Origin of the sequence: Sinorhizobium fredii NGR234, assembly GCF_000018545.1 — a bacterium.
In the GTDB taxonomy this organism is placed as follows: Bacteria; Pseudomonadota; Alphaproteobacteria; order Rhizobiales; family Rhizobiaceae; genus Sinorhizobium; species Sinorhizobium fredii_A.
The window spans coordinates 2,660,627-2,678,179 of sequence record NC_012587.1 but is presented as its reverse complement, the minus strand read 5'-3'; the positions used below and the strand labels follow the sequence as shown (position 1 = coordinate 2,678,179).

Sequence of the window (17,553 nt, the reverse complement as noted above, 5' to 3'; positions counted from 1 at the left end):
GACATGCCCGAACTCCTTCATCGCAAGCTCGAGCGAACGGCGACCGGCTTCATGCTCGCGATCATCGTCGCGGCCAGTGTCGGCGGCATCGTGGAGATCGCTCCGCTGTTTACGATCGACGAGACTGTCGAGAACGTCGAGGACATGCGTCTCTACACGCCGCTGGAATTGGCCGGCCGCAACATCTACATCCGCGAGGGCTGCTATGCGTGCCACAGCCAGATGATCCGCACGCTGCGCGACGACGTGGAGCGCTACGGGCCTTTCTCCCTGGCGGTGGAGTCCCAATATGACCACCCGATGCTGTGGGGTTCGAAGCGCACCGGGCCCGATCTGGCGCGGGTGGGCGGCAAGTATTCCGATTTCTGGCACGTCGCCCATCTCACCAATCCGCGCGATGTCGTGCCGGAGTCGAATATGCCGGCCTATTCGTGGCTGGCACGCACGCCGCTGCGCCTCGACGACCTCGGCTCCCATTTGCGGGCACAGCGAAGCGTCGGCGTTCCCTATACGGACGACATGATCGCGAATGCTGCTCGTGACGCCTTCGGCCAGGCGGTACCGGACAGCGAACAGGCAACCGGTGTGACGGAACGCTACGGAGAGGAGACGCAGGTCAGCGCTTTCGACGGCGTGACCACGCGGGTCACGGAGATGGATGCGATCGTCGCCTACCTGCAGGTTCTCGGGCAGCTGACGAAGGCGGCATATCGGAACACCGCCGCTCCCGAACAACCCCCCAATCCGAACGATTGAGCCGAAGGGGACGGCGATCATGGATATGACGCACGCAACATTGGTGGAGGCAGCGAAGACCTGGGGGCTCTTCTACCTGATCGGATTCTCGATCTGCGTGCTCGTCTACACGTTCTGGCCGGCGAACCGGGAGCGCTTCGATCGGGCCAAGAAAAACATTCTCGACGAGGATGACCGGCCATGGACGTAGAGGAAGTCGACCCGATCAGCGGCCGAAAAACAACGGGACATGAGTGGAACGGTATCAAGGAGCTCGATACGCCCGTTCCGAGAGGCGTGCTGCTCTTTCTGGTCTTGACCCATCTGTTCGCGCTGCTCTGGTGGGTCCTTCTTCCGACATGGCCGCTCGGCACCACCTATACGAGGGGGTTGCTCGGAATCGACGAGCGGAATGTCGTCGAAGAAAAGCTCGCTGCTGCTGCGGCGGCGAGAGCGGTCTGGGAGAAGAAGATCGACACGCTCACCTACGACCAGATAAGGGCGGACGAGCAGTTGATGGCAACCGTCCGTTCCACCGGACATCAACTCTTCGGAGACAACTGCGCCGTCTGCCATGGCATCGACGGCAAGGGAGGGAGCAACTATCCGGACCTGACCGATGACGACTGGCTCTGGGGCGGCGGTCCGGAGAACATCGCCCAGACCTTGAAGGTCGGCATCAACACCCGGCACCCCGAGAGCCGTGTCGGGCAGATGCCGTCGTTCGGGCGCGACGAGATGCTCGACCGCAATCAGGTGCGGGACGTCGCTGCCTACGTCTATTCGCTGACCAATCCGGCATATTCCACGCCGGACAACATCGGCCGCATCGAGGCGGGCAGAGAGGTCTTCCTCACCACCTGTGCCGCCTGCCACGGCGAAAACGCGAAAGGCAACCGGGAGGTCGGAGCTCCGAACCTCACCGACGCCTATTGGGTCTACGGCGGCACCCTGCAGAACATCATCGAATCCGTCCATGGCGGGCGCCAGGGCCACATGCCGACTTGGGACGAGAGGCTGACGCCCGAGGAAATCAAGATCCTGGCGCTCTATGTCAACGCGCTGGGGGTGGAGAAGCCGTGATGAAAGCCGCCACCCAACGAAGCAGATGGGCGCTGACCTGGTGGATCCTGGCCGCGGCGGCCGTTTTTCTCGGCGCCAATGCGCATCTGCTCTACGTGGCGATCGACAGCGATCCGGGCTGCATCGCCCATCTGAAGGGCTTCGAGGCCGCGCCGGGCCAATACAGGGCGGCGAAATCATCCTGTTGACCATGAGGCGGATCCAAGGAGGGTCCTATGGCTGCGAATGGAAAGACACGGAGGCTGATCGGCGAGGTCTCGGGGATAGAGGAGACCTGGAACCCGAAATGGCAGCGCAATCTGCCGGCCCGGGCGCCGTTCGAGTGGCTCGGCAAAGGGTGGCGCGACCTGATCACCTTTCCGATGCTCAGCCTCAGCTACGGGGTCGCCGTCTTCGTCGTTTCCTTCTTGATCATATGGGCCCTGTTCGCCACCGGACGGGACTATTTCCTGTTTCCGGCCGTGGCGGGCTTCATGATCATCGCGCCGCTCCTGGCCATCGGACTCTACCTGAAGAGCGCGCGCCTTGAGCAATCCCAGCCTGTCAGCCTCGGCAGCATGCTGCGCGTCAGGCCGTTGGCGGGGGCGCAGGTGTTCTTTACCGGCCTTGTTCTCTGCATGCTGATGCTCCTCTGGATGCGGGCAGCCGTTATCATCTATGCACTGTTCTTCGGCGTGCGCCCCTTTCCGGGACTCGATCACGTCACGCAACTGCTGCTGACGACGCCCACCGGATGGGCGATGCTCGCGGTCGGAATTGCGATCGGGGCGCTTTTCGCCGGATTTTCCTTCGCCATCAGCGTGTTCTCGATTCCGATGCTGCTCGACCAACGCATCGATGCGTTCACGGCGATGGGCGTCAGCGTGGCCCTCGTCTGGAACAACCTTCGCCCGATGCTCGTCTGGGGCGCGATCGTGTCGGCGCTGTTCCTCCTCAGCATCGCCACGGCATTCGTCGGGCTGATCGTGATCTTCCCATGGCTCGGGCATGCCACCTGGCATGCCTACAAGGCGGTGCGTTAGCCATGTCGTGCTGCTCCGGCATCGCTGTTCCACTTGCAGACGCCAGTTCCTCGAAAACTGCGAGTGCCAAGGAGATCTGGCTTGCCAGCCGCGACCATGGGGACGGCCTCCGCCAAGTCCTGTTGTCGCTGCCGGATGTGCATTGCGCCGCCTGCATTGCCGCCGTGGAAACCGCCCTCAGGAAAATCCCCGGCGTCGAGCTCGCTCGCGTCAACCTGTCGACGAAGCGCGTCACCATCACCTGGCGGGCAACGGACCGTGGCTGTCCGGATTTCGCTGGCGCGCTCGCGGAAATCGGATATGCGGCGCATCCGACCTCGTTCGAGGAGGATAGCCGGGATCCGTTGCTTGCCAGCCTGTTGAAGGCGCTCGCGGTGGCCGGGTTCTCGGCGATGAACATCATGATCCTGTCCGTTTCCGTCTGGTCAGGAGCGGACCCCGCAACGCGCCATGCCTTTCATCTGGTCTCGGCGGCGCTGGCGCTGCCGGCGGTCGCCTATTCCGGCAGGATCTTCTACCGCTCCGCCTGGAAGGCGCTGAGCCGCGGCCGGGCCAACATGGACGTGCCGATCAGCGTCGGCGTCCTGCTTGCCTTCGCGTTGAGCGTCTACGACACGGTTCAGAACGCGCCATATGTCTACTTCGACGCGAGCACCTCCTTGCTGTTCGTTCTACTGGCGGGTCGGACGCTCGACCATCTCATGCGGGGCAGAGCGCGTTCAGCCGCGGGAGCGCTTGCGAAGCTGGCGCCGCAGGGGGCCAATGTCACCCTTCCCGGCGGGGCGATCGACTATGTCCCGCTGCCGGACATCACGCCGGGCATGCATCTCATCGTCGCGGCGGGTGAACGGGTGCCCGTCGACGGCGTCGTCATCAACGGAACCTCAAAAATCGACTGTTCGCTCGTCACCGGCGAAAGCCGGTGGAAACACGCGGAGGTCGGAACCGCGATACAGTCCGGCGTGCTGAACCTCGCAAATCCGCTGACCCTGGCGGCGACCGCCTCTGCCGAAGGTTCGTTCCTCGCCGAGATGACCCGCATGATGGAGGCGGCCGAAAGCGGCCGTTCGACCTACCGCCGGATCGCCGACCGTGCCGCCGCGCTCTACGCTCCCGTCGTTCACGGCGTCGCGCTGATTTCGTTGCTCGCCTGGCTCCATGCAACAGGAGACTTTCATCAGGCAGTCACGATCGCCGTCGCCGTGCTGATCATAACCTGCCCCTGCGCGCTCGGCCTCGCCGTCCCGATGGTGCAGGTCGTGGCCGTGCGTCGCCTTTTCGAACGGGGGATCATGGTTCGCGACGGGTCCGCATTCGAAAGACTGAACGAAGTCGACACTGTTCTGTTCGACAAGACGGGAACGCTGACCCTTGGCGAGGTCCGCCTGGTCGATGCCGGGGCCCTTCGGCCGGACATCCTGTCCGTGGCTGCCGCCATGGCGAAATACTCAAAGCACCCCGCGTCTGCCGCCATTGCCGCGGCCGGCGCCGACGTAGAGCGGTATTCCGGGACGTTCGACAAAGTGGAAGAGTTTCAAGGGCGTGGAATCGAGGCCCGAGCCGGAGATTCGGTCTACCGGCTCGGGCGTCCCTCATGGGCGTCGGCCACGCCGCCGCCGACAGCCAGGGAGAGCCGGTCGACATCGGTGCTTTCGCAGAACGGCAAAGCGATTGCCGTGTTCTCCTTCGAGGATGCCCTTCGCCCCGGAGCGCGGGAACTGGTTGATTTCCTGCAGGCGGCCGGATTGTCGGTGCGCATAGTTTCGGGAGACAATCATGCGGCGGTTTCGTCGGTCGCCCGGCAGTTGGCGGTCCAGGAATTCTCGGCCCAGCTGCTTCCGAGTGAGAAAGTGGACGCCATCAGGACGCTTTCGGGCGCCGGCCGCAAGGTGCTGATGATCGGGGACGGACTCAACGACGGGCCGGCGCTGGCTGCCGCTCATGTATCGATCGCTCCCGCGTCGGCAACGGACATCGGACGAAGCGCCTCCGACTTCGTTTTCCTGGGGCACAACCTCCTCGCCGTCAAAGAGATCGTGCGGACCGGCTCCCGCGCCGATGCGCTGATCCGGCAGAGTTTCGGGCTGGCGATCGCCTACAACATCGTCAGCGTTCCCTTTGCCATTGCCGGACAGGTCACGCCGCTGGCCGCAGCCATTGCCATGTCCCTGTCTTCGATTGCGGTCGTGGCGAACGCCCTGCGGCTCGGCGCGGGCACGAGAGGCGTCCGTGCTGACATCCGCGTCAGAGAACCGGCGAGGGCGAGCGGATGAACTATCTTGTCGTCCTCATACCGACTGCCTTGGCGATGGGGGCCGTCGGCTTGCTGGCCTTTTTCTGGTCGCTGCGCTCCGGACAATATGACGACCTGGACGGGGCGGCCGAAAGGATCTTGTTGGACGACGAGGACGAGATGCCGCTGGCGGGCAGGGGTCGGCAACAGCGAACGGAACGGCCTGCAGGCAGCGGCGTTTCCGGTGACAAGTCGATGGTGTCCTGAAATTCCCCTTCGGAGGGTCGAATGCAAGACGAAGTAGACGAGCACTCGGGCGACCGCCCCTCGGAGCAAGGCTTGGCCACAAGAGCGAGTTCGGTTCGGCACGAGCCGCCGGTCCGGCAGATAGACCCTTCGGAATCGGTCACGCTGTTCGCGATGGCTCTCGGTCTCATCGGCGCCCTTGTCGGCCTCGTCGCCGGGCTCGTCTTCCTTTCAGACCAGGGGCTAGCGGTCGCTATCCTCAATTGCCTCATCGCGATCCTTGCCGGCGGTTCCGCAGGCGTGGTCACCGGCGGTACGATCGGAGCCGCCATCGCGGTGTTCCGCGGCAGGGTGCTGAGAGAGACCAATCGCTAAGCCACGCCGTGTGTCTTTCAGGCTAGACCTTAGGGCTGAGCCTCCGGCTTCACCGGATTTCGGGCGGAACCGCTATGCCGCGCTTGCCGGCTTCTTCGGCAAGGCGACCGATCGTGCCAAGGGCGAGGGGGATGCCCTCTTGTAGCCTCTTCTCGGCGAGAAGGAAGCCGCGCTCTCCGGGCAGCAACACGTCATCGGTCGCCAAAGCCGGCGGCAAGCCCTTGATGGCGTGGGAAAGCCGGTCGATCTCACCTTCAAGCTGATCGCGGGGGCCGAAGGCCGTTGGGCTGAGGGCTAGGACCAATCCGTTGAATCCGGCGTCCCGCTTGTCGGTCAGGGCGGCCGAGATGAGAGGATTGCCGCCGAGGACGCTCACCAGGATCTCGATCATCAGCGAAAGTCCGGAGCCTTTCGGTCCCGCCATCGGCAAGACCGCCTTGACGATTGCCGGGTCGGTGGTCGCGACGCCGTTTGCATCCACCCCCCAATCCGGCGGGATGGATTTTCCGGCGTCTTTCGCCGCCATGATCTTGCCCAGCGCGACTGCTGCCGTCGACATGTCGAGCACGATCGGGCGGGCTGCGTTGCGGCTGGGCGCGGCGATTGAGATCGGATTGGTGGAGACGCCTTCGGCCTTGGAGCCATGATAGATCATCAGCGGCTTCGAAGCGGTCATGGCGACGCCGACCATGCCGGCCCTTGCAACTCTCTCGGTAAAAAAGCCGACCGCCCCGGCATGGCTCGTCCGCAGGATCGAGCATAGGCCGATGCCGAATTTTGCCGCAAGCTCCACGGCCCTGTCGGCGGCCATCGCCATGCCGGTCGCGCCCGGCACACGGTCGCCGTCGATGACTGCGACGGCTCCGAATTCCCGCGCCAGTTCCGGCTTCGCGTCGCCCTTGACGATGCCCAGTTCCGCCATCTCGATATAGCGGGGAATGCGCAGGACGCCGTGAGAATCGGCGCCGCGCAGATTGGCCCAGACCAGAAGTTCGGCGGACTGGCGGGCGTAGTCCGCCCTGAAACCGCCGGCCTCCAGCAGCGCTGCGGAGAACGCTTCCAGGATATCCTTGGCAATCACCCTCCTGGCCGGTTCGGTGCTCATGCGCTGGCTCCGAGCGGCGAGGGGAAGAACTTGTCGAGCCAGCCTTTGACCATCATTTTCGTCCGCGGCGCGTCGTCGGGCGCCAGTGGGAAATGCGCCGTCGTGTCGATGAGCATCAGCTCGGTCGGCTGTCCGGCCCTTTCGAACATCCGCACAGATTCAAGGGTCGGCGTGATGATGTCGTTTGCGGTGTGGAACAAGAGAAGCGGGCGCGGTGCGATATTGGCCACCACGTCGTCGGCGCGGAAATTGTACATCGACCAGGCGGTTTCGACGGGGATCTCCATGATCGCCTTGGGCGAGAGGTTCTTACGCAGGTGTTCCGGGATCGGCACGGCGTCGAAGCGCGACATCCACAGGCTTTCGCCGGTTTCCTGCTTGTGCTTGCGGCCATTTTCGAGAATGCCGATGAACTTCTCCCAGGATTCTTCCGTGGGGTGCTGGCCACGGAATTTGCGTTCGCCGTTGCCCCAGCCGCAGGAGGAAAGGCAGCAGGCGAAGCGGTCATCGACGCCGGCGGCATAGACCGACACGGCGGCGCCGAAGCTGTGGCCGGTGATGCCGATGCGCTTTGGGTCGACTTCGTCGCGCTCGGCAAGGAAGGTCAGCGCGTTCTTGGCATCGGCCACCTGATCGAAGCAGCGGACTTGTGCCCGCTCGCCTTCGCTTTCGCCGCAGCAGCGGAAATCGAAGCGCAGCGCGACATAGCCGAAGGCTTCCATCATCTCGGCCTGGATCTGGGCGTGGCTTTCATCCTTCGAACCGACGAAGCCGTGGCAGACGATGAAGGCCGGCAGCTTCTGCCCGGGCTTGCGTTGATCCGGAACATGAAGAACGGCCGAGAGCTTCAGGCCGTCGGATATGAATGTGAGCTTTTCCTGCATTGGCTTTCACCTCGGTCTGGATCAGGCGATCTGGGCGAAGGGATGGAAATACTCGCGCCACTCGAGCGGCGCCGGCGTGCCCCAGACATTCATGTCGCGGACATTGCCCGGCCGCTCGAGGTTGGTGATGACATTGGCGGTGAAATCGGCATCGTCGGCGATCTGCGCCATCACGCCCGAGCATTCGATCATCATGCCGCTGGCATCGGTGTAATAGGCATAGGTGTTGTCGCCGGGGCGGTGGCGGCCGGGTCCCCACAGGAGCTGCCGGCCGAACTGGTCGAGAATGTCGCCGAGGCGCAGATACTGGTTGAATTCGAGGAACTCGAAGGAGACGTGGTGCAGGCCGGCCGCCCGACCCCTAACGAGCCCGAGGACATGATGCTGGCGGTTGCCGCCATACATCCAGCTCAGGCTGTCGTTGACCATGCGCTCGGATAATCGCAAGCCGCCGATCGCTTCGAGCTGGGCGCGGGTCGCGGCGGGGTCCGGCGTGATCAGGTTGATGTGGTCGATCCGGTTCGGGCCGACGCCCGTGGTCGGATAGCGCCGGCCATAGGTCCTGTTGCGGATCGGCGTGTGGACTTCAAAGCGCAAGCCCTCCGGTGTCGCGAAGGTGACGCTTTCGGCAATGCAGTCGAGGCTCGGCTCGCGGGAGAGGATCCGGCATCCGGCGGCCTCGATGCGGGAGGCGGCCTCGGCCACCAGCTCAGGCGTCAGAGCCTCCAGCCCGATCGTGTGGGCAGAATTTTCGTCGGCGTGGATCAGCACGAGCTCCGCAGCCCGGCCGTTCGAGCTCAGCCAGGTCTGGCGATCGTTCTGATGCGTGATGTGCAAGCCGAGGATCTCCGTTGCATCCCGGGTAACGGCCTGCGGGTCGACGACATTGACCTTCATGTGCCCGACGGCATGCACGATATGCGTCATGGCTTCCTCCTCAATTTCTGAAACCGGCATTGCTGTCTCATACTGCATCCATCGACCGGCATCAAGTTAATTTCGAAATAATGTTTATTGTCGAAATTATCGAGGACCCACGTCTCGGACCCACCGGTGTTGCGGAGTGTGCCGATTTTGTCGATTTCGACCTCGACGACATCGCCGACATTGAGGGACGCGGGCGGATTTGCGGCTCGAGCCGAAGCCGGATGGCGTGCCCGTTACGATCACGTCGCCGGGCTCGAGAATGTAAAAACCCAGCGCGGAATTCTGACAAGCCAATGCCAGCTCTATAGTGCAATTTTACGAAATCAGTTGAATTTTCGAAAATAGTCCGCTACGAAATGGTCAGGCGGAGGAGCGCCAGGCCCGTTCGGGTTTCGTATTCGAGGAGGACTTCATGACCATTCCGCAAACAATGACTGCTGCGCGCATGCATACCGTGGGCGGTGAGCTCCGGCTCGAGACGCTGGAAACGCCGAGGCCGGGCGACATGGACGTGCTGGTCCGGGTCAGGGCATGCGGCATCGTGCCGAATCTCGGCAACATCCTGGCCAATTGGACGACCTGGTTCCCGCATATGCCGCTGCCGCCGCTCCCGGCCGTCTTTGGTCTGGATCCGGCGGGCGAAGTCGCCGCGGTTGGGCGGCAGGTGCGCGGCCTGAAGCCCGGCGACCGGGTCTACGTCAATCCCGGCCGCAGCTGCGGCTCATGCCGCCACTGCCGTCGCGGCGACACCATCTCCTGCAAGCATTATGCGTTCCAGGGCTATTTCGGCTTCTCCGAACATGCCATGCAGACTTTCGCCGACTATCCGATCGGCGGCTTGAGCGAGTACATGGTCGCCCCGGCTTCGGCAATCGTCAGGATTCCGGATAGCATGACCTTCGACCAGGCCGCACGCCTCGGCTACATGGGCACGGCCTATTCGGCCCTCAAGAAGACGAATGTCGGACCCGGCGACACGGTGCTGATCAACGGCATCAGCGGAACGCTGGGCATTGGCGGCGCCGTCTTTGGCCTCGCCCTCGGCGTCAGCAAGATACTCGGCACGGGGCGCGACAGGAAACTGCTGGAGGAGATCAAGGCACTGGCGCCGAACCGCATCGAGGTCTTCTCGATAGATGATGGAAGCGTCACAGATTTCGCCTTGGCGCAGACGGGCGGGGAAGGCGTGGACGCCTTCATCGACTGCCTCGGCCCGGGCGCCAAACAGGAGACCTTCCTTCAAGGTCTTCGGGGCTTGCGACGCGGTGGCATTGCAGTCGACATCGGCGCGGTCGCTGGCGAACTGCCGATCGATGTGCACTGGCTCATGGACCACAATCAGCGGCTTTACGGATCGGCATGGTTTACCACGCTTGAAGGACAGGAAATGGCCGATATGGTCGCGGCCGGGGTGGCGGACTTCTCGCTGCTGGAAACCCAGAGCTATCCGCTTTCGGAGGTCAATTCGGCGATCTCCGGCATCGCGCAGCGTCACGGCGGTTTCTCGAACTTCGTAATCTGCCCCTGATATTCTTTGAAAGTGCCCGCGACTCGTTGCAACGGGCAATTTCGTTGACCATTGACTTGGGAGGAAGTCATGACTTTCAGACGCGTGGTAACCGCGAAAAATGCGGCCGGCAAATCGGTGGTCGTCAGCGACGGGGCATCGCCCCGCGAAATGGCGCTCGAGCACACGCCGGGTTTTGTTTCCGCTCCGATCTGGACCTCTGCGAGTGTCCCGACCCTGCCCTATGATGGCAGGGACCCGATGGCGAGCGACGGAACGTTGCTGCAGCCCGCCGGCGGGTCGACCTTTCTGATCGTCACCTTTCCACCGGACGCCGTGATGATGGCGCCGGAGTTCCGGCCCGATCTCGCCGGTCCGGAGCACGCTGCCGCCGCGCCAGGCATTGCCGAAACCTTCGAGATGGACAATCCCGGCATGCATACCACGCCGACCATGGACTATGGCGTCGTGCTCAGCGGCAAGGTCACGCTCGAGCTCGATGATGGCGTGACGGTGAATCTCGGCGCCGGCGACAGCGTGGTTCAGCACGGCGCGCGCCACGCCTGGCGCAACCCGAACGATGAACCGGCGACTGTCGCCTTCGTGCTGATCGGCGCTGGGAGCCGCTAGGCGCAGAACCATCGTCTACCTGAAACGCGCATTTCGAACCGGCTCCGCCTGACGCGGGGGACGGGACAGGGCGGGCTGATATGAGGTCCATGTTGCAGAACATCTCCACCGAGGTCGCGATCGTTGGCCTGGGACCCGTCGGGATCACGCTTGCCAATATTCTCGGCAATTCGGGCATCGATGTTGTCGGCATCGATGCGCGGGACGATGTCTATTCGATGCCGCGCGCCGTCGGCATGGATCACGAAGTGATGCGGGTGTTTCAGAACATCGGGATTGCCGAGAATCTGGCTTCGGTGGTCAGCGAATACAGGGACTCGATCTATCGTGCTGCCGATGGCGCCGTACTGCGTCGGTTCACATCGCCCCCGCCACCCTACAGACTCGGCTGGCCGGCCTACCTGACATTCGTTCAACCTGAGCTGGAAAGGAAGTTGCGGGCACGGGCGACGTCGTCCGATACGATCCGGCTGCTGACGGGGAGCGAAGTAATCGCCCTTGAAAACCCCGAGAGCCCGCGACTCACGCTGCGCAATTGCAAGACGGGCGCCATCACGGAGCTGAGCGCCCGCTTCGTTGTGGGTTGCGACGGGGGAGCGAGCTTCATCCGCCGCAGTCTCGGCATCAAATTCGAGGATCTGATCTTCGACCAGCCATGGCTGGTCGTCGATGTCCTTCTCGGTGATGGCGATTTCGACCTGCCGGAAACCAATGTGCAGTTCTGCAATCCGGCGCGGCCGCATACATTCGTCATTTGTCCGGGCCGATTGCGGCGCTGGGAATTCATGATGCTGCCGGGCGAAACGGCGGACGAACTCGACCAGCCGGAACGGATCTGGCAACTGCTGTCACCTTGGCTGGAGCAGGGACAGGCCGAAATCTGGCGGTCTGCGACCTACAGGTTCCACGCGCTTGTTGCCGAGTCCTGGCGGGTCGGGCAGGTGTTCCTTGCAGGCGATGCCTGCCATATGACGCCGCCATTCCTCGCCCAGGGCATGGTTCAAGGCATCAAGGATGCGGCCAATCTCGGATGGAAGCTGGCCTATGTGCTCAAAGGCGGCTCGGACCGAGTGCTGGCGACGTACCAGCAGGAGAGGCGACCGCTCGTCCACAAGGTCATTTCGATCACTAAGGACCTGGGGCATGTCATCTGCGAGCTCGACGCGGAGAAGGTGAAATGCCGGGACGACGAGCTGAAGGTCCTGGCTGCTGCGGGAAGGGGAACGGTCGTCCGGCAGGAGCTTTTCCCGCCCATATCCGCCGGTGTGATCGCATTGGATGCGGCCGGCGCACCCGCGCCGGGCGCAGGCGAGGCCAGCCCGCAGCCGTGGGTTCTGGTGGCGGGCAACCGGGTTCGCTTGGACGACGTTACCGGGTGGAATTTTGCCTTGCTGACATGCGATCTGGCAATCAGCCAGGACAACCGGGATCGCGCAAAGAGCCTGAATGTCGTGCTATGCGAATTCGGCGAGCACCGACTGCAAGAAGACGAGGGCGTCTTGCAGGAGTGGCTCGCGTCGCTCGGCGGACGGGCGGTACTCGCCCGACCGGATCACGTCGTGTTTGGTGTCGCGGCGGACGACAATGGCGTCGGAGCGCTGCTCGATCAGTTGGAAGCCTGGATCAAGACTTAGTGGGGGCGGCCGTTTGAAACCCCTCCGCCCTGCCAAGCAGGGCGGAGGGGTTAACGCATTCATTGGAGGCGCTGCTCGCCTTAGCTGCGCGGCTTGAGGTTTTCCGGGTCGTAGAGCGGCTTGTAGCCGACGCCTGCGACCTCGACCGGATAGGTCTCGGCGAAATACTCGACCTTCAGCTTGCGGCCGACCTGGCAATGCGACCAGGGCAGATAGGCGAGCGCGATGTTCTTGCCGATCGTCGGGCCGTAAGCGATCGAGGTGGTGTAGGAGCGGCGGCCGAGCTCGTCGACCAGAACCTCGCCGGTCTCCGGGTCCATGACCGGCAGGTTGCCGACCGGATAGCGCATCACGCCGTTCCTGTCGGTGTTCTCCGTCATGACGAGCGTGCAGAGCATGGCGGGCTGGTGCTCGCGCGCCTTGTACTCCAGATGCTTCGCCTTGCCGCGGAAGTCCACGTCCTTGACCTTCGGACGGGCAAGGTCGGCCTCGATGAGGTTGTACTGCGTGAGAAGATCCGCGTTCTGCAGGCGCAGGCTCTTTTCCATGCGGCGCGAGTTCGCATAGGTCTCGACGCCGAAGGCCATGACGCCGGTTGCGCGCAGCGCATCCCAGACGGCCAGGCCGTCCTCGTATTTCATGTGCAGTTCCCAGCCCTGCTCGCCGACATAGGAGATGCGGAAGGCGGAGACCGGCTTGCCGGCGATCTCGATCTGCTTGATCGCGGCGAAGGGGAAGTTCTCAGGATCGAGGCCGGCCGGATCGGCGACCACCTTCTTCAGCTTTTCGCGGGCATTGGGGCCCCAGATGCCGACGGTGATGAACTTCTCCGAAACGTCCGTGATGGTGACATCGAGGCCGCGGTCTTCCGCGACACGGCGCATGTAGTGGAAGTCGCGCGGGCCGGCATCGGCGCCGTTCACCAGACGGCAGCGGTCGGCCATGCGGAAGACGGTGAAGTCGGCCCGCACCATGCCCTCGTCGTCGAGGAAGTGGGTGTAGATGCCCTTGCCGATATTGCCGTCTCCGCCGATCTTGGCGGCGCAAAGCCACTCGAGAAGCTCGACATGATCAGGACCTTCGATGTCGACCATGTGGAAGTGCGAGAGGTTGACGATGCCGCAATCCTCGCTCATCGCCAGGTGCTCGGCGTTGGAAACGCGCCAGAAATGGCGGTTGTCCCACTCGTTCTCGCGCACCGGAACGCGATCGCCGTATTTTTCGAGCAGGTGCTCGTTGGCGGCATAGCCGTGGGCGCGCTCCCAGCCGCCGAGTTCCATGAAGTAGCCGCCGAGTTCCTTCTCGCGCTCGTAGAAGGGCGAGCGCTTGACGTTGCGGCTGCTCGCATAGGGCTCACGCGTATGCACGGCCGGGAAGTAGATCTTCTGCGCCGCCTCGAAGCAGCGGTTCTCGATGAACTTCTCTTCGAGCTGGTGCGGGTAGAAGCGGGCATAGTCGATCGAGGCATGGTCGATCTCGGTGCGGCCGTCCGTCATCCAATCGGCGATCAGCTTGCCGTAGCCCGGGCCGTCCTTCACCCAGATGGCGACGCAATACCAGAGGCCGCGCACCTTCTGGCTCTCGCCGCAGGAGGGGCCGCCGGCGGCCGAGACCTGCAGCAGGCCGTTGAAGGAGTGGCCCTCGTTATAGCCAAGCTCGCCGAGGATCGGCGTCAGTTCCATGGCGCGCTCGAGCGGCTCGATGATCTGCTCCATCTCGAGGTCGCGCTGCGAGGGCGACAGGCGTGCCTCGTGCTTTTCGAGAATGTCGCGCGGATGGCAGAGGCGCGGATTGGTGGCCTCGTAGTAGCCCCACTCGATCTGGCCGCCTTCGGTGGTCTTCGGGTCGCCGGTGTCGCGCATATAGGCCGAGTTGCCCTGGTCGCGCAGCAGCGGGAAGCCGATTTCCTTGCCGGTGCCTTCGAATTCATTGTAGGGGCCGAAGAAGGTGAGCGGGTGGTCGACCGGCATGACCGGCAGGTCTTCGCCGACCATTTCGGCGATCAGGCGGCCCCAGATGCCCGCGCAGACGATGACATGGTCGGCCATGATCGTGCCGCGATGGGTGACGACGCCCTTGACGCGGCCGTTCTCGACAAGGAGCGACGTTGCCGGCGTATTGCCGAAGACCTGCAGCTTGCCGGATTTTTCCGCCGCATCGACCAGCTTGCCGGCAACCGTCTGCGAGCGCGGGACGACGAGGCCGGCATCCGGATCGAACATGCCGCCCATGACCTGATCTTCCTCGATCAGCGGGAACATCTTCTTGATTTCGGCCGGCGAAACATAGTGGGCGCGGGTGCCGAAGGCCTTGGCGGAGGAAAGCTTGCGCTTGATCTCTTCCATCCAGGTCTCGTCGCCGGTGCGCGCGACTTCCAGGCCGCCGATGCGGGCGTAGTGGCCCATCTTCTCGAAGAAGTCGATCGAATATTGCGTCGTCCACACCGATAGGAAGTCGTGGCTGGTCGTGTAGCAGAAGTCCGAGGCATGCGCCGTCGAACCGATGTCGGTCGGAATGCCGGACTTGTCGATACCGACGATATCGTCCCAGCCACGCTCGATCAGGTGGTGCGCGATCGACGCGCCAACGATGCCACCGAGACCGACGATTACGACCTTCGCCCTTTGCGGAAACTCTGCCATTGCTTGCGACCCTAGTTGGTATGGAAGCCGGATATTAGATTTTGCAGCGACGCGACTTGAGCCTGTCTACGACATAATCATCGTGCTGCACGACCAGAGCCATGCCGTAGCGGATGGCAGCATCGCTGACTAGATGGCTGATGCCACCGCATGGGGCGCGGGCAGGTGGCCGTTCGCTTCTTCGTGGCAGGAAGCCATCGCATCTCTGTCGGAGCGTAACGATAATCTTCGCCGACGGGAAACTCTTTGGAAAAATATTCCTTAGTAAATTTATAGACTATCTTATCATTCTCTCGAACTGCATTATCCTCAGCGATCAGACAGGGGTGAAAAATGATCACTCGCAGACAGACCCTCGCGCTCATCGGCGCTACTGCAGCGGCCTTGAGCGCGCCGAGCATCCGGCCGGCAAGGGCGGCAAACGAATTCCGCATCGGCTGGCAGAAGAACGGCGTGCTGGCGTTGGCGAAGCGCACCGGCGCACTTGAGAAGCGGCTAGGGGAGCGCGGCTTGACCGTGAGCTGGGCCGAGTTCACGTCGGGCCCGCCGCTTCTCGAGGCACTCGGCGCCGGCTCTCTGGATTTCGGGCCGACCGGTGACGTTCCGCCGCTCTTCGCGCAGACCGCCAAGGCCAATCTCCTTTACGTCGGCAGCTACAAGGGCACGGCATCGGGTTCCGCCATTCTCGTGCCGAAGGACTCGCCGATCGCCGCGCTCGAGGACCTGAAGGGGAAAAGGATCGCCTTCAAGCGCGGTTCCAGCGCGCATAACTTCACCGTCAAGGCCCTGCGCAAGGCTGGCTTGACGACCGACGACATCGAGGCTGCCGATCTCGCGCCGCCGGATGCGGCGGCCGCCTTCAAGACCGGAGGCATCGACGCCTGGGCCATATGGGACCCCTATTTTGCCGTTGCCGAGGCGGATCCGCAGACCCGGGTCCTGACAACCGCCGAAGGCATCGTCGACAGCTGGAGCTTCTTCTTCGGCAACGGAGACTTCACCGCCGCCCAGCCGGAGGTGATCACCGATGTGCTCGACGAGCTCGCCAAGGTCGGAGCCTGGGCGCAGGCCAATCTCGAAGAGACCGTTCCGGCGCTGTCGGAGATCACCGGCATTCCCGTCGAGGTCACCCGAACGATCCTGACACGCAAGGGGGCCGACCTCAGCAAGGTGGCGACCCTGTCGGATGACGCACTCGTCTACCAGCAGGCGTTGGCGGACGAATTCCATGGTCTCGGCATCCTGCCGAAAGCGCTGACGATCGCCGATGTCGCCTGGCGGCCGAAGGCAAGCTGAAACGCAGCGCACTGAAAGGATCAGACCATGACAAAGACAGACCAACCGCTCGATTTCCTCTGGTTCATTCCGACCTCCGGCGATGGGGCCTATCTCGGCTCCGACGACCTGAGCCGCCCGGCAGACACCGGCTATTTTCGCGAGATCGCCACGGCAGCGGATCGTCTGGGCTATTCCGGCGTGCTCCTCCCGACTGGGGTGGCCTGCGAGGAATCCTTCATCCTTGCCGCTCATCTGGCGGCCTCAACGGAGAACCTGAAGCTCCTCGTCGCCATTCGCCCCGGCATCGCGTCGCCCGCCTATTACGCCCGTCTCGCCGCGACCCTCGACCGCGTCTCGAAGGGGCGCCTTCTCCTCAATATCGTCGTCGGCGGAAGTGCCAAGGAGCTTGCCGGCGACGGCGTCTTCCTGCCGCATGACGAGCGTTACGCCCACGCGGAGGAGTTCTTTCATGTCTTCAACCGGCTCCTCGAGACGGGCAAGGCGCATCTCGACGGCAAATACATAAAGGCGCACGACGCGCAGCTCGGCTTCCCGCCGGTGCAGGAGCCGCGCCCGCCGCTCTATTTCGGCGGATCATCGGATGCCGCGATCGAATTTTCGACGGGCGTCGTCGATAAATATCTGACCTGGGGCGAGACGCCGGCCCAGGTCGCCGAAAAGATCGCCACGGTCCGCAAGGCAGCCGCCGACAAGGGCCGACAAGTGACCTTCGGCATTCGCCTGCACTTCATCGTGCGCGAAACCGAAGAGGAGGCTTGGGCGGCTGCCGACCGGCTGATCTCCAAGCTCTCCGACGAGACGGTTGCTGCTGCCCAGCAGGGATTTGCGAAGAATTCCGACTCCGTCGGGCAGGCCCGCATGGCAGCGCTGCACGGCGGCCGCCGCGACAGGCTCGAAGTATCGCCCAGTCTCTGGGCCGGCATCGGGCTCGTTCGCTCGGGCGCGGGGACCGCGCTCGTCGGCTCGCCGAAAACGGTGGCGGCACGCCTCAGGGAATACCAGGATCTCGGCATCGATACGGTGATCGCCTCCGGCTATCCGCATCTCGAGGAGGCCTATCGGGTTTCCGAACTGCTCTTCCCGGAAATAGGCCTCGGTGGCCCGCGCAACCAGATCCGCTCTTCCTTCGGCGAACGGCAGGTTTTCGGCGGCGGCGGGCATGCCGGCAATCTGCGGGTCGTGGCGGGCTCCTGATCCAACGGTGAAATCTGTGCGTGGCGCTCTGAGCGCC

General features: G+C 63.5%; 17 protein-coding genes and 1 pseudogene. 13 read left to right on the top strand and 5 right to left on the bottom strand.

The features are described 5' to 3' along the window. Positions 1-3 precede the first annotated feature (3 nt). The 8 genes from ccoO to NGR_RS24005 are packed head-to-tail and all read left to right on the top strand — an operon-like array spanning position 4 to position 5,694. The gene (gene ccoO, locus NGR_RS24040) at positions 4-756 is read left to right on the top strand and encodes a cytochrome-c oxidase, cbb3-type subunit II (RefSeq protein WP_164924453.1); all 753 of its coding nucleotides are present in this window, start codon (positions 4-6) and stop codon (positions 754-756) included. 19 nt (positions 757-775) lie between these two features. Then, a complete protein-coding gene (locus NGR_RS24035; protein ID WP_012709093.1) occupies positions 776-946 on the top strand; it encodes a CcoQ/FixQ family Cbb3-type cytochrome c oxidase assembly chaperone in 171 nt (56 codons plus the stop codon). Further along, positions 937-1,818, top strand: coding sequence for a cytochrome-c oxidase, cbb3-type subunit III (gene ccoP / locus NGR_RS24030; protein WP_012709092.1), 882 nt, complete (start codon positions 937-939; stop codon positions 1,816-1,818). Before NGR_RS24035 ends, ccoP begins: the two co-directional genes overlap by 10 nt. After that, positions 1,815-2,006: a hypothetical protein gene (locus tag NGR_RS24025; RefSeq protein ID WP_164924452.1), complete on the top strand. Its 192-nt coding sequence runs from the start codon at positions 1,815-1,817 to the stop codon at positions 2,004-2,006. The genes ccoP and NGR_RS24025 overlap by 4 nt, the downstream gene beginning before the upstream one ends. A 27-nt stretch (positions 2,007-2,033) precedes the next feature. After that, positions 2,034-2,840, top strand: coding sequence for a DUF2189 domain-containing protein (locus NGR_RS24020; RefSeq protein ID WP_012709090.1), 807 nt, complete (start codon positions 2,034-2,036; stop codon positions 2,838-2,840). Between the two features lie 2 nt (positions 2,841-2,842). After that, positions 2,843-5,113 carry a heavy metal translocating P-type ATPase gene (locus NGR_RS24015; RefSeq protein WP_164924451.1) on the top strand — a complete coding sequence of 757 codons (2,271 nt, stop codon included), beginning with the start codon at positions 2,843-2,845 and terminating at the stop codon, positions 5,111-5,113. After that, complete coding sequence (gene ccoS, locus NGR_RS24010; protein WP_012709088.1) at positions 5,110-5,340, top strand: cbb3-type cytochrome oxidase assembly protein CcoS; 231 nt, start codon at positions 5,110-5,112, stop codon at positions 5,338-5,340. The genes NGR_RS24015 and ccoS overlap by 4 nt, the downstream gene beginning before the upstream one ends. Positions 5,341-5,361: 21 nt before the next feature. Further along, positions 5,362-5,694, top strand: coding sequence for a hypothetical protein (locus NGR_RS24005; protein ID WP_012709087.1), 333 nt, complete (start codon positions 5,362-5,364; stop codon positions 5,692-5,694). 49 nt (positions 5,695-5,743) lie between these two features. On the opposite strand, the gene NGR_RS24000 is transcribed toward NGR_RS24005, so the two are convergent. The 4 genes and pseudogenes from NGR_RS24000 to NGR_RS33260 form a co-directional block, all read right to left on the bottom strand. After that, positions 5,744-6,799 (bottom strand): Ldh family oxidoreductase, encoded by a 1,056-nt coding sequence (locus tag NGR_RS24000; protein WP_012709086.1) that lies wholly within the window; start codon positions 6,797-6,799, stop codon positions 5,744-5,746. Beyond that, positions 6,796-7,683, bottom strand: coding sequence for an alpha/beta hydrolase (locus NGR_RS23995; RefSeq protein ID WP_012709085.1), 888 nt, complete (start codon positions 7,681-7,683; stop codon positions 6,796-6,798). Before NGR_RS23995 ends, NGR_RS24000 begins: the two co-directional genes overlap by 4 nt. Before the next feature lie 21 nt (positions 7,684-7,704). Continuing rightward, a complete protein-coding gene (locus NGR_RS23990) occupies positions 7,705-8,610 on the bottom strand; it encodes a VOC family protein (protein WP_012709084.1) in 906 nt (301 codons plus the stop codon). 125 nt (positions 8,611-8,735) lie between these two features. Beyond that, positions 8,736-8,877, bottom strand: a pseudogene (locus NGR_RS33260) (fumarylacetoacetate hydrolase family protein); the annotation flags it as partial. A 145-nt stretch (positions 8,878-9,022) separates the two neighbouring features. On the opposite strand from NGR_RS33260, the gene NGR_RS23985 reads away from it, so the two are divergent. From NGR_RS23985 to NGR_RS23975, 3 genes are all read left to right on the top strand, one after another. Then, entirely contained in the window at positions 9,023-10,138 is a 1,116-nt protein-coding gene (locus NGR_RS23985) for an alcohol dehydrogenase catalytic domain-containing protein (protein WP_012709083.1), read from the top strand. A gap of 69 nt (positions 10,139-10,207) precedes the next feature. Continuing rightward, a complete protein-coding gene (locus NGR_RS23980; RefSeq protein ID WP_012709082.1) occupies positions 10,208-10,747 on the top strand; it encodes a cupin domain-containing protein in 540 nt (179 codons plus the stop codon). An 89-nt stretch (positions 10,748-10,836) separates the two neighbouring features. Continuing rightward, positions 10,837-12,381, top strand: coding sequence for a bifunctional 3-(3-hydroxy-phenyl)propionate/3-hydroxycinnamic acid hydroxylase (locus NGR_RS23975; protein ID WP_240545170.1), 1,545 nt, complete (start codon positions 10,837-10,839; stop codon positions 12,379-12,381). Positions 12,382-12,461: 80 nt separating this feature from the next. Here the strand turns inward: NGR_RS23975 and NGR_RS23970 are convergent, their stop codons facing one another. Further along, complete coding sequence (locus NGR_RS23970; RefSeq protein WP_012709080.1) at positions 12,462-15,023, bottom strand: GcvT family protein; 2,562 nt, start codon at positions 15,021-15,023, stop codon at positions 12,462-12,464. A 333-nt stretch (positions 15,024-15,356) separates the two neighbouring features. Between NGR_RS23970 and NGR_RS23965 the strand changes: the two genes are divergently transcribed. Further along, on the top strand, positions 15,357-16,319 hold the full coding sequence (locus tag NGR_RS23965) for an aliphatic sulfonate ABC transporter substrate-binding protein (RefSeq protein WP_012709079.1): 963 nt from the start codon (positions 15,357-15,359) through the stop codon (positions 16,317-16,319). A gap of 27 nt (positions 16,320-16,346) precedes the next feature. Next, positions 16,347-17,516, top strand: coding sequence for an FMNH2-dependent alkanesulfonate monooxygenase (ssuD, locus tag NGR_RS23960; protein WP_012709078.1), 1,170 nt, complete (start codon positions 16,347-16,349; stop codon positions 17,514-17,516). Positions 17,517-17,553: the final 37 nt, after the last annotated feature.